Origin of the sequence: Streptomyces sp. NBC_01390 (assembly GCF_045040105.1) — a bacterium.
Lineage (GTDB): Bacteria > Actinomycetota > Actinomycetes > Streptomycetales > Streptomycetaceae > Streptomyces.
This window is the reverse complement of sequence record NZ_CP109551.1, coordinates 3,225,089-3,237,505: the sequence shown is the minus strand read 5'-3', so window position 1 is coordinate 3,237,505 and position 12,417 is coordinate 3,225,089. Positions and strand designations below refer to the sequence as shown.

Annotated in this window: 10 protein-coding genes; 4 read left to right on the top strand and 6 right to left on the bottom strand. The window is 69.0% G+C overall.

The genetic code is table 11. The features are described 5' to 3' along the window. The first annotated feature begins 8 nt into the window (after positions 1–8). Together OG241_RS14450 and OG241_RS14445 are read left to right on the top strand one after the other, a co-directional pair. A complete protein-coding gene (locus tag OG241_RS14450) occupies positions 9–953 on the top strand; it encodes an RluA family pseudouridine synthase (RefSeq protein ID WP_319093579.1) in 945 nt (314 codons plus the stop codon). Continuing rightward, positions 950–1,420 carry a GNAT family N-acetyltransferase gene (locus OG241_RS14445; RefSeq protein WP_405815736.1) on the top strand — a complete coding sequence of 157 codons (471 nt, stop codon included), beginning with the start codon at positions 950–952 and terminating at the stop codon, positions 1,418–1,420. Before OG241_RS14450 ends, OG241_RS14445 begins: the two co-directional genes overlap by 4 nt. Before the next feature lie 103 nt (positions 1,421–1,523). Here OG241_RS14445 and OG241_RS14440 read toward each other — a convergent pair whose 3' ends face one another. Further along, positions 1,524–2,639 (bottom strand): mechanosensitive ion channel family protein, encoded by a 1,116-nt coding sequence (locus tag OG241_RS14440; RefSeq protein ID WP_405815735.1) that lies wholly within the window; start codon positions 2,637–2,639, stop codon positions 1,524–1,526. Between the two features lie 131 nt (positions 2,640–2,770). Here OG241_RS14440 and OG241_RS14435 point away from each other — a divergent pair, with 131 nt between their 5' ends. Beyond that, a complete protein-coding gene (locus OG241_RS14435; protein ID WP_405815734.1) occupies positions 2,771–3,340 on the top strand; it encodes a dienelactone hydrolase family protein in 570 nt (189 codons plus the stop codon). Between the two features lie 25 nt (positions 3,341–3,365). On the opposite strand, the gene OG241_RS14430 is transcribed toward OG241_RS14435, so the two are convergent. The 4 genes from OG241_RS14430 to OG241_RS14415 form a co-directional block, all read right to left on the bottom strand. Next, positions 3,366–5,039 carry an alkaline phosphatase D family protein gene (locus OG241_RS14430; protein WP_405815733.1) on the bottom strand — a complete coding sequence of 558 codons (1,674 nt, stop codon included), beginning with the start codon at positions 5,037–5,039 and terminating at the stop codon, positions 3,366–3,368. A 136-nt stretch (positions 5,040–5,175) separates the two neighbouring features. Continuing rightward, positions 5,176–6,024, bottom strand: coding sequence for a thioredoxin domain-containing protein (locus tag OG241_RS14425; protein WP_405815732.1), 849 nt, complete (start codon positions 6,022–6,024; stop codon positions 5,176–5,178). A gap of 111 nt (positions 6,025–6,135) precedes the next feature. After that, on the bottom strand, positions 6,136–6,837 hold the full coding sequence (locus tag OG241_RS14420; protein WP_405815731.1) for a hypothetical protein: 702 nt from the start codon (positions 6,835–6,837) through the stop codon (positions 6,136–6,138). A gap of 93 nt (positions 6,838–6,930) precedes the next feature. Further along, positions 6,931–8,256: a DUF2252 domain-containing protein gene (locus tag OG241_RS14415; protein WP_405815730.1), complete on the bottom strand. Its 1,326-nt coding sequence runs from the start codon at positions 8,254–8,256 to the stop codon at positions 6,931–6,933. A 237-nt stretch (positions 8,257–8,493) separates the two neighbouring features. Here OG241_RS14415 and dnaE point away from each other — a divergent pair, with 237 nt between their 5' ends. Next, positions 8,494–12,033 (top strand): DNA polymerase III subunit alpha, encoded by a 3,540-nt coding sequence (gene dnaE / locus OG241_RS14410; RefSeq protein WP_405815728.1) that lies wholly within the window; start codon positions 8,494–8,496, stop codon positions 12,031–12,033. A 104-nt stretch (positions 12,034–12,137) separates the two neighbouring features. On the opposite strand, the gene OG241_RS14405 is transcribed toward dnaE, so the two are convergent. Further along, the gene (locus OG241_RS14405; protein WP_334592705.1) at positions 12,138–12,311 is read right to left on the bottom strand and encodes a hypothetical protein; all 174 of its coding nucleotides are present in this window, start codon (positions 12,309–12,311) and stop codon (positions 12,138–12,140) included. Between the last annotated feature and the right edge of the window lie 106 nt (positions 12,312–12,417).

Genomic DNA, 12,417 nt, shown 5'->3' with positions numbered 1-12,417 from the left:
CTCGACGGGTGAGTACGATTCCCGAGATCCGCAACCTGCCCGTGCCGGACGGCCTGGAGGGTGAGCGTGTCGACGCCGCCATCTCCCGGATGTTCGGCTTCTCCCGTACGAAGGCCGCCGAGCTGGCCGCGGCGGGGAAGGTCACGGTCGACGGCTCGGTGGTCGGCAAGTCGGAGCGGGTGCACGGCGGGGCCTGGCTCGAGGTGGAGATGCCGCAGGCGCCCGCCCCTGTGCAGGTGGTGGCCGAGCCGGTCGAGGGCATGGTGATCGTGCACGACGACGACGACATCGTCGTGATCGTCAAGCCCGTCGGCGTGGCCGCGCACCCGTCGCCCGGCTGGACGGGGACGACCGTCATCGGCGGGCTCGCCGCCGCCGGATACCGCATCTCGACCTCGGGGGCCGCCGAGCGTCAGGGCATCGTGCACCGGCTCGACGTCGGCACGTCCGGCCTGATGGCGGTCGCCAAGTCGGAGCGCGCGTACACGTCGCTCAAGCGCCAGTTCAAGGAGCGCACGGTCGACAAGCGCTACCACACGCTGGTCCAGGGGCACCCCGACCCGATGAGCGGCACGATCGACGCGCCCATCGGCCGGCACCCGACCCACGACTACAAGTGGGCCGTCACGGCCGAGGGCAAGCCCTCTGTCACGCACTACGACCTGATCGAGGCGTTCCGCGCGGCCTCCCTGCTCGATGTGAAGCTGGAGACCGGCCGCACCCATCAGATCCGCGTCCACATGGCCGCCCACCGCCACCCCTGCGTCGGCGATCTGACGTACGGGGCGGACCCGACGCTCGCCAAGCGGCTCGGCCTGACCCGCCAGTGGCTGCATGCCGTACGCCTCGGCTTCGAGCACCCCGGGGACGGGACGTGGGTCGAGTTCGAGAGCGGCTACCCGGACGACCTGGCCGACGCCCTGGAGCGGGTGCGCGAGGAGACGTACGCATGATCCCGTCGGCGTACGTGGTGCGCGTCGTCGAGGACCCTGCCGACCGTGAGGCCTGCTTCGCGGTGCGCAAGGAGGTCTTCGTCGTCGAGCAGCAGGTGCCCGAGGACCTGGAGAACGACGAGTTCGACGCGGACGCGCTGCATGTGCTGGCCGTCCGGGAGGACGGCGTGGCGCTCGGTACGGGGCGGTTGCTGTACGGGGAGGCCGCCGCCGGCCGGACCGGGGGCGATCCGTCCCTCGGGTCGCTCGGGCGGCTCGCGGTGCGGAAGGAGGCCCGGGGGTTGGGGGTCGGGGTCGCGCTCGTGCGGGGGGTTGAGGAGGCGGCTCGGGGGCTGGGGCTCGCGGCGGTGGATCTGCATGCGCAGACCTCCGCGGCGGGGTTCTACGAGCGGCTCGGGTACGCGGGGTACGGCGACGAGTTCTACGAGGCGGGGATTGCGCATCTTTCGATGCGCCGCTCTTTTTGAGGGTTTTCTCCCACCCGCGCACCGCCCGTTGGGGGTTCGTTGAGAGGTGGGCCTCGCCTGTGGGGGGTGCGCTTCGTTGGCGGCTTTCCGTTCGGGGTGGTGTCTAAGGCCTGCCTGCCGGGCGTGGTGTGTCGTGGGCCCTGCGAGGGATTCCGTCATGGAAGCGGCGGGCCGTCTCCGTGCCCGGGGGCAGGGACGCGTCCGCCGTGTTGACCCGGGGGAGGGCGTACGGGTGCTGCTCGGCCAGCCAGCGGATCATGCCCTCGCGGACGTGTACCCGGACCTTCCAGACGTCGTCCGCGTCCTTCGCCGTCACCAGGGCGCGTACCTCCATGGTGCTCGGCGTGGCGTCCGTGACGGACAGGTCGCAGGCGCGGCCGTCCCAGGCCGGGCACTCGCGCAGGAGGTCCCGGAGCTTCTCGCGCATCGCCTCCATGGGCGCACTGTGGTCGAGGTGCCAGAAGACGATGCCGGTCATCTGGGCGCCGCCCCGCGACCAGTTCTCGAAGGGCTTCGAGGTGAAGTAGGACACCGGCATGGTGATGCGGCGCTCGTCCCAGGTGCGCACGCTCAGGAACGTCAGCGTGATCTCGTCGACCGTGCCCCACTCGCCGTCCACCACGACGGTGTCGCCCATGCGCACCATGTCGCCGAAGGCGATCTGGAACCCCGCGAACATGTTGCTCAGCGTCGACTGGGCCGCCACACCGGCGACGATGCCCAGCACGCCGGCCGAGGCGAGCAGTGAGGCGCCGGCCGCACGCATCGCCGGGAACGTCAGCAGCATCGCCGCCACGGCCACCACGGCCACGACCGCCGCCACCACCCGTGTGATCAACGACACCTGGGTGCGGACCCGGCGGACCCGGGCCGGGTCGCGGTGGGCGCGGGCGTATCGGGTGTACGAGGTGTCCACGATCGCCGCCGTGATGCGGACGATCAGCCAGGCCGTCGAGCCGATCAGGACCAGCGTCAGGGCCCGGCCGACGGCGACCTCGTGCCCGTGGGGCAGGTCGGCCTGGTCGTAGGACCCTCTGAGCAGCGCCGCGCACAGGACGAGCTGGTAGGGCACACGGCCCCGGCGCAGCAGTCCCCACAGCGGAGTGTCGGTCTGCCGTTCGTCAGCCTTGCGCAGCAAGCGGTCCGTGGCCCAGCCGATCAGCAGCGTGAGCACGACCGAGCCACCGAGGACGATCAGCGGGCGCAGTACGTTCTCCATGCGGGAGAACGTAACCGGAGAAGGGCTGTCCTGAACATCCGACCCCGGGTGGGCTGGCACACACGGGGCCGGCTGTTCGTGCGCTCGTTGGCCGTGAACCGGTTGTCAGTGGTGCCTGGCACGATGTCCTCATGAACGTCATGCTCTTTCACTCGACCTACGGGCTTCGCCCCGCCGTGCACGCCGCGGCGGACCGGCTGCGGGCGGCCGGACACGAGGTGTGGACCCCCGACCTCTTCGACGGGCGCACCTTCGAGACCGTCGAGGAAGGCATGGCCTTCAAGGACGCCATAGGCAAGGACGAGTTGCTCAGGCGGGCGATCCTGGCCGCGGCCCCCTATTCCGGACGGGGCCTGGTGTACGCGGGGTTCTCGTTCGGTGCCGCGACCGCGCAGACACTCGCGCTCGGCGACGACAAGGCACGCGGCCTGTTGCTGCTGCACGGCACGTCGGACATCGCCGAGACGGCGTCGGTGGACGAGCTGCCCGTCCAGCTGCACGTGGCCGAGCCGGACGCGTTCGAGACCGACGACTGGCTGAGCTCCTGGTATCTCCAGATGGGCAAGGCGGGCGCCGACGTGGAGGTCTACCGGTATGCCGGAGCCGGTCACCTCTACACCGACCCCGATCTGCCGGACTACGACGAGGAGGCGGCCGAGGCCACCTGGCGGGTGGCGCTCGGCTTCCTCGACAGCCTGTAGGGGACTTTCAGGGCCCGTCGGGCGGTTACACCGGGTCGTACGTCCGTTCAACCTTCTGCGTGCCGCTGAGCGTGCGGTACGAACGCCACCAGGTCGACATCGCGTTCGGCTTCGTGCGGTCGGACAGCACGTAGTAGTCCATCTGCGCGCGGCCGGCGGTGATGTCCAGGACGCCGTAGCCGTGGCGGTCGGTGTCGACCCATTGGACGTGCCGGTTGGCCGCCCTGATGATCGGCGCGGCGAGTGCGGTGACGGTGCCCTCGGGCACCTTGACGAGGTCGTCGAGGTTGTCGGAGGTGACCGACGTGACGACGAACTCCGTGGCGGCCGAGGGCGACAGCGGGTAGGTGCCGGCGTCCACGGGCACGTCGTTGGCCCACGCCATGTGGATGTCGCCGGTCAGGAAGACGGTGTTGCGGATCGCGTTGGAGCGGAGGTGGGCGAGGAGTTCACGGCGGTCGTCCGTGTAGCCGTCCCACTGGTCGGTGTTGAGGGCGAGGCCCTCCTTGGGCAGGCCGAGCAGTTCGGCGAGCGGCTTCAGAAGGTCGGCGGTGAGGGAGCCGATGGCGAACGGCGAGATCATCACCGAGTTCCCGACCAGCCGCCAGGTGGTGTCCGAGGCCTTCAACCCGGCCTTCAGCCAGTCCAGTTGGGCCCGGCCGGTGATCGTACGCTCCGGGTCGTCGACCGAACCGTTGCCGGTGGCGACCTGCTGTGAGCGGAACGAGCGCAGATCGAGGAGGGAGAGGTCGGCGAGCTTGCCGAAGCGCAGGCGCCGGTAGGTGGTGCCCGCGATCGCCGGGCGGACCGGCATCCACTCGAAGTAGGCCTGCTTCGCGGCGGCCTGCCGGGACGACCAGGTGCCCTCGGCGCCCTCGGTGTGGTTCTCCGCGCCGCCCGACCAGGCGTCGTTGGCGAACTCGTGGTCGTCCCAGATCGCGATGACGGGCGCTGCCGCGTGCAGGGCCTGCAGATCGGCGTCCGTCTTGTAACGCCCGTGCCGTACGCGGTAGTCGGCGAGCGTGAGGATCTCGTGCGCGGGCGAGTGCGGGCGTACGACGGTGCCGCGGGTGCCGTAGCCGCCGGTGCCGTACTCGTAGATGTAGTCGCCGAGGTGCAGCCAGCCGTCCAGGTCGCCGCGGGCCGCGAGGTGGCGGTACGAGGAGAAGTAGCCGGCCTCCCAGTTGGCGCAGGAGACCACGCCGAAGCGCAGCCCCGGCACGACGGCGTCCGCGGCCGGCGCGGTGCGGGTGCGGGCGGCGGGGGAGTCCGTGCCGCCGGACGAGAAGCGGAACCAGTAGTCCGTGGCGGGTGCGAGGCCCCGGATGTCCGCCTTGACCGTGTGGTCGGCGGCGGCCGTGGCGGTGGTCGAGCCCTTGGAGACGATGTTCGTGAACGCCTTGTCGAGGGCGACGGTCCAGCTCACCTCGGTGTCCGGGCCGAGCCCGGAGCCGGGTATCGCCTCGGCGGTGGGCGTCACGCGCGTCCACAGCAGGACGCCGTCGGGCAGCGGATCGCCGGAGGCGACCCCGTGCAGGAAGGCGGGGGCCTCGGCGGCCGCGCTCGCGGGCAGGGCGGCGGCCAGCGGGCCGGCCAGTACGACGGTGGCCGCGGCGGCCTTGACGACCGTACGACGGCGTGGGGCGAGGGAGTTGACCTGGGCGCCCGTGGACTCGGAGGAACTGCTTCGACTCGTCACGGGCGCTGAGATTACTGACCAGTAAGCCGGTTGAGCGGGCGAACTTCCAAAGTTCGCCCGCTCTTCGGCTGATCGTCCACCGGGGCCGAGCGGCGGACCGTACGGCAGGCGCTCCAAACGCCCCGGAACCCGCTGTTCAGGCCTTCAGCGCCGCCGTGATCGCCGTGGTGAAGTCCGCGACCGTCATGGGCGCGTTCTCGCTGTTCGGGGCCGTGAGCTTCTTGCCGTCCATCACCAGACTCGGGGTGCCGTTGACGCCGTCCTTGTTGGTGTTGAACGTCTCGGACATCGCCAGCGCCCAGGCGTCGTACGTGCCGTTCTTGACCGCGGCCTGGAACTTGGTGTTGTTCTTGAGTGCGGCGACCGTGTTCGCGACCTTGATCAGGTAGTCGTCGCTCTTGAACTTGTCGTCCGCCTCGTCGGGGTGGTACTTCGCCGTGTAGAGGGCGGTCTTGTACTCCAGGAACGCCTCCGGGCTCACGTTCAGCGCGGCGCCCATGGCACTCATCGCGTTCTTGGAACCCTCGCCGCGAGACCCGATCTGGATCTTGCCGTTGTCGTCGGTGTCCCCGTCGAGGAAGGTGCCGCCGATGTACTGGATCTTGAACTTGCCCGCGTCGAAGTCCGCCTTCACCGTCGACCCGACGGTCTGTTCGAACTGGGCGCAGATCGGGCAGCGCGGGTCCTCGTACAGCTTGAGGGTCTTCTTGGCGGTGCTCTTGCCGAGAATCACCGTCGTGCCGTTGGTGCCCGTGGTGTTGGCCGGCGCGACGACCTTCTCGTCCTTCGCCGCGTCCCAGTAGCCCGGCTTGTTGTTCTGTACGACCGCGTAGCCGATACCGCCGGCTATCGCGAGGACGGCGACGACGGCGCCGGCCACGATGACCTGCCGCCTGGCCTTGTCGCGCTTGGCCTGGCGCTCGCGCTCCTCGCGCAGCCGTTCACGGGCCGCGCTCTTGGACGCCTGGCTGTTCCGCTTGCTCATGCTGGTGATCTCCCTGGGGGACGCGTACACGCCGTGGATGCCGTACGCGGAAATGAATGAGGTGCTTGCCGGTGCGTGTCGCTTCGCGCCGTCGCTCGGGCGGGTTGTCGCTCAGGCGAAGGAGAGGGCGAGCGGGCTCGGGCTCGGCGGTCCTCGTCGTCCCAGGGAGTGCACGAGCAGATGCGTGCGCAGAGTGGCGACGCGCTGAGCGGGTCGCGGCTTGCGGCGTACCGCCGGGGCGGACCGGACCGTCACCGAGGCGACGGCCAGCAGCAGCGGGCGGAAGGTGGAGGTGGTGAGCGCGGCCAGCAGCTGGGCGAGGGCCCGCTCACCCCGGCGCAGCCAGGCGGCGGCCAGCAGGCCCACACCGACATGCGCGGCCAGCAGCAGCCAGGCGGCCTGTGGGCCCGCGTGGGCGAGCAGCGCCGCCACCCGGTCGGTGTCGGCGCCCGTCACCCGGACCAGCGGGGTGCCCACGCCGTCGCCGGCGCACAGCACGTCGAAGCCGACCGAGCGCAGCGGGCCGGCGACGGGGCCGCCCGCACGGCCGTAACAGACCGTCTGGCCGGTGGTGAAGACCGTGTCGGCGGCCAGCTCCAGGGGGATCAGCAGGGCGGCGATCCGGGCGAAGCCGCGTTCGCGGCCGGCCAGCGCGTACGCGACGACGAAGACGGCGGCCGCGATCACGGCCACCGTCCCCATCGGCAGCGGGACCCGGGACAGCAGCACGTGCGACGCGCTGCTGAGCGTCACGACGAGTGCCGTGAACAGTGCCGCGCGTACGGCTCTGAGGTGGGTCCCGGATATGTCCATAGCGGAGGAGAGTGTGTCACGGACTCCCGTAAGAGGTCCCTAAAAGGTCCCTGTGAGCCTGTGCACTGTCCGAAGGGGCTGTCCAGAGGCCGGTTACAGGCCCGGGATCCGGCCGTTGCGGAACAGGTCCACGAAGACCTGGTGGTCGGCACGCGCGCGTGCGCCGTACTCGTGGGCGAAGTCCACCAGGACGTTCGCGAAGCCTGCCTCGTCGGCCGCGATCACCGCGTCGATGGCCCGCTCCGTGGAGAAGGGCACCAGGGACTCGCCGGACTGGTCGTCGGCCGCCGCGTGCATCGTGGCCGTCGCGCGACCCAGGTCGGCGACGACGGCCGCGATCTCCTCCGGGTCGTCGATGTCGCCCCAGTCCAGGTCCACGGCGTACGGCGAGACCTCGGCGACCAGCTGACCGCGGCCGTCCAGCTCGGTCCAGCCCAGCCACGGGTCGGCGTGGTCCTGGAGGGCGCGCTGCGAGATCACCGTGCGGTGGCCCTCGTGCTGGAAGTAGCCGCGGATCGCCGGGTCGGTGATGTGCCGGGAGACGGCCGGGGTCTGGGCCTGCTTGATGTAGATCACCACATCGTTCTCCAGGGCGTCCGTGGCGCCCTCCAGAAGGATGTTGTACGAGGGCAGCCCGGCCGAGCCGATGCCGATGCCGCGCCGGCCGACCACGTCCTTCACGCGGTACGAGTCCGGGCGGGTCAGCGACGACTCCGGCAGCGTCTCCAGGTAGCCGTCGAAAGCGGCCAGCACCTTGTAGCGGGTGGCGGCGTCCAGCTCGATGGAGCCGCCGCCCGGCGCGAAGCGGCGCTCGAAGTCACGGATCTCCGTCATCGAGTCGAGCAGCCCGAACCGGGTCAGCGAGCGCGCGTCGCGCAGCGCGTCCAGCAGCGAACCCTGGGCGGTGTCCAGGGTGAACGGCGGCACCTCGTCGCTCTTCGCCCCGGTCGCGAGGGCGCGGATGCGCTCGCGGTACGCGCCCGCGTACGTCCGCACGAGCTCGGTGATCTGCTCGTCGGAGAGTGCCTTCGCGTACCCGATGAGGGCCAGCGAGGCGGCGAGGCGCTTGAGGTCCCAGGTGAAGGGCCCGACGTACGCCTCGTCGAAGTCGTTGACGTTGAAGATCAGCCGGCCCTGGGCGTCCATGTAGGTGCCGAAGTTCTCCGCGTGCAGGTCGCCGTGGATCCACACGCGCGAGGTGCGCTCGTCCAGGTAGGGTCCGCCCCGCCGTTCCGCCTCCAGGTCGTGGTAGAAGAGGCACGCCGTGCCCCGGTAGAACGCGAACGCGGAGGCCGCCATCTTGCGGAACTTCACGCGGAACGCGGCCGGGTCGGCGGCCAGGAGCTCGCCGAACGCGGTGTCGAAGACGGTGAGGATCTCCTCGCCGCGGTGCTCGGCGCTGAGCTGCGGAACCGACATCGCTGGGTGCCTCCTGGTGCAGGTGATACGGGACGAATGGGGCCGGACGGGCCGCCCGGCGGGACGGACGACGCCGTCGCCCCTCCAACGTCCGAAGGTACGCCTCAGTGCCCGCGACCCGACCACGAAGGTACGGGGGAGCGCCCTCGCGCTGTCAGTGCCGAGGCATAGACTTCGTCGCTGTCCCCCCAGACTGCCCGCAGCCTGTCGCCGAGTGTTTTCCATGGAGGCCACGCCGTGTCAAAGCCGCCGTTCACGCACCTGCACGTCCACACCCAGTACTCGCTGCTGGACGGTGCCGCGCGGCTCAAGGACATGTTCAACGCGTGCAACGAGATGGGCATGACCCACATCGCCATGTCCGACCACGGCAATCTCCATGGGGCGTACGACTTCTTCCACACCGCCAAGAAGGCGGGCGTCACGCCGATCATCGGCATCGAGGCGTATGTCGCGCCCGAGTCGCGGCGCAACAAGCGCAAGATCCGCTGGGGCCAGCCGCACCAGAAGCGCGACGACGTGTCCGGTTCGGGCGGTTACACCCACAAGACGATCTGGGCGGCCAACTCGACGGGCCTGCACAACCTCTTCCGGCTGTCCTCGGACGCGTACGCGGAGGGCTGGCTGCAGAAGTGGCCGCGCATGGACAAGGAGACCATCTCCCAGTGGTCCGAGGGGCTCATCGCCTCCACCGGCTGCCCGTCGGGCGAGCTCCAGACCCGACTGCGCCTCGGCCAGAAGGAGGAGGCGCTCAAGGCGGCCGCCGAGTACCAGGACATCTTCGGCAAGGACCGGTACTTCCTGGAGCTGATGGACCACGGCATCGAGATCGAGAGCCGGGTCCGCGACGGCCTGCTGGAGATCGGCAAGAAGCTCGGCATCCCGCCCCTGGTGACGAACGACTCGCACTACACGTACCCGCACGAGGCGGGCGCGCACGACGCTCTGCTGTGCATCCAGACCGGCAAGAACGTCTCCGACCCGGACCGCTTCAAGTTCGACGGCACCGGCTACTACCTGAAGTCCACGGAGGAGATGTACGCCGTCGACTCCTCCGACGCCTGGCAGGAGGGCTGCGCCAACACCCTCCTGGTGGCCGAACAGATCGACACCGCCGGCATGTTCGAGGCGAAGAACCTCATGCCGAAGTTCGACATCCCGGACGGCTTCACCGAGATCACCTGGTTCCAGGAGGAGGTCCGGCGCGGTATGAACCGGCGCTTCCCCGGCGGCGTCCCCGACGACCGCCAGAAGCAGGCCGAGTACGAGATGGACGTCATCATCCAGATGGGGTTCCCGGGGTACTTCCTCGTCGTCGCCGACTTCATCATGTGGGCGAAGAAGCAGGGCATCGCGGTCGGCCCCGGCCGTGGTTCCGCGGCCGGCTCGATCGTCGCGTACGCCATGGGCATCACCGACCTCGACCCGATCCCGCACGGTCTGATCTTCGAGCGGTTCCTCAACCCCGAGCGCGTCTCCATGCCCGACGTCGACATCGACTTCGACGAACGCCGGCGCGTCGAGGTGATCAGGTACGTGACCGAGAAGTACGGCGCCGACAAGGTCGCCATGATCGGCACGTACGGCAAGATCAAGGCGAAGAACGCCATCAAGGACTCCGCGCGCGTGCTGGGCTACCCGTACGCGATGGGCGACCGGCTCACCAAGGCCATGCCCGCCGACGTCCTCGGCAAGGGCATCGACCTCAACGGCATCACCGACCCCTCGCACCCGCGGTACAGCGAGGCCGGCGAGATCCGGGCGATGTACGAGAACGAGCCGGACGTGAAGAAGGTCATCGACACCGCGAAGGGCGTCGAGGGCCTGGTCCGGCAGATGGGCGTGCACGCGGCCGGCGTCATCATGTCCAGCGAGCCCATCGTCGACCACGCCCCCGTCTGGGTGCGGCACACCGACGGCGTGACCATCACACAGTGGGACTACCCGCAGTGCGAGTCGCTCGGCCTGCTCAAGATGGACTTCCTGGGCCTGCGCAACCTGACCATCATGGACGACGCCGTCAAGATGGTGAAGGCCAACAAGGGCGTCGACCTCGACCTGCTGGCCCTGCCGCTCGACGACCCGACGACGTTCGAACTGCTCCAGCGCGGTGAGACTCTCGGCGTCTTCCAGTTCGACGGCGGCCCCATGCGCTCGCTGCTGCGGCTGATGAAGCCCGACAACTTCGAGGACATCTCCGCCGTCTCGGCGCTCTACCGTCCCGGCCCGATGGGCATGGACTCGCACACCAACTACGCGCTGCGCAAGAACAAGCTCCAGGAGATCACCCCGATCCACAAGGAGCTGGAGGAGCCTCTCCAGGAGGTCCTCGCGGTCACCTACGGTCTGATCGTCTACCAGGAGCAGGTGCAGAAGGCCGCCCAGATCATCGCCGGGTACTCCCTCGGCGAGGCAGACATCCTGCGCCGCGTGATGGGCAAGAAGAAGCCCGACGAACTGGCCAAGAACTTCACCATCTTCCAGGCCGGCGCCAAGAAGAACGGCTACAGCGACGAGGCGATCAAGGCCCTCTGGGACGTCCTGGTCCCCTTCGCCGGCTACGCCTTCAACAAGGCCCACTCGGCCGCGTACGGCCTGGTCTCCTACTGGACCGCCTATCTGAAGGCCAACTACCCGGCCGAGTACATGGCGGGTCTGCTCACCTCGGTCAAGGACGACAAGGACAAGTCCGCGATCTATCTGAACGAGTGCCGGCGTATGGGCATCAAGGTGCTCCCGCCCAACGTCAACGAGTCGATGTCCAACTTCGCCGCCCAGGGCGACGACGTGATCCTCTTCGGCCTGTCCGCGGTGCGCAACGTCGGGACCAACGTCGTCGAGTCGATCATCAAGTCCCGTAACGCCAAGGGGAAGTACGGCTCCTTCCCCGACTACCTCGACAAGGTCGAGGCGGTCGTCTGCAACAAGCGGACCACGGAATCCCTGATCAAGGCCGGCGCGTTCGACAGCATGGGGCACACCCGCAAGGGCCTCACCGCGCATTTCGAGCCGATGATCGACAACGTGGTGGCGGTGAAGAGAAAAGAGGCCGAAGGACAGTTCGACCTCTTCGGCGGCATGGGCGACGAGGACACCAGCGAGCCCGGCTTCGGTCTCGACGTCGAGTTCACCACCGACGAGTGGGACAAGGCCTATCTGCTCGCCCAGGAGCGGGAGATGCTCGGCCTGTACGTCTCCGACCACCCGCTCTTCGGCCTGGAGCACGTCCTGTCCGACAAGGCCGACGCAGGCATCTCCCAGCTCACCGGAGGTGAGCACGCCGACGGCGCGGTCGTCACCATCGGCGGCATCATCTCCGGCCTCCAGCGCAAGATGACCAAGCAGGGCAACGCCTGGGCCATCGCCACCGTCGAGGACCTCGCCGGTTCCATCGAGTGCATGTTCTTCCCGGCGACCTACCAGCTGGTGTCGACCCAGCTCGTCGAGGACGCCGTCGTGTTCGTCAAGGGACGCCTCGACAAGCGCGAGGACGTGCCGCGCCTGGTGGCGATGGAACTCCAGGTCCCCGACCTGTCGAACGCGGGCACCAACGCGCCCGTGATCCTCACCATCCCCGCGCTGAAGATCACTCCGCCGATGATCAGCCGACTCGGCGAGATCCTCAGTCACCACAAGGGCGAGAGCGAGGTCCGCATCAGACTCCAGGGACCGAGCAAGACGACGGTGCTCCGACTCGACCGGCACCGGGTGAAGCCCGACCCGGCCCTCTTCGGTGACCTGAAGGTGCTGCTCGGACCGTCCTGCCTGGCCGGCTGAGCAACTGACGTGAGTGAGGGGCGCGCCCGTGCAGGGTGCGCCCCTCACTGTGTGTGGGCTTCTACAGCCCGTTGTTCAGACGTCCGTCGTGCTCGGCGCGGGGCTCAGTTGTGGCCGAATCGCTTCTGCCGGCCCTTGCGTGCCATGTCGCCGGGAGTCACCTGGTTGATGCGCTGCTCGGCCTGCGACTCCATCGAGGAGGACTTCGCCTGCTCGGTACCGCGCTCGGCCTGTGACGCCTGTTCGTGCGGGCGACTCTGCTTCTTGTTCTTGGCCATGGTGATCTTCCTCCTGAAGGGGATCTAGGGGCCAAATCCGGAACCAGATTCACATGACCCGACAAAGCGCGCATGTCGGAGAATCACCGTGCGTAATAGGCTCACG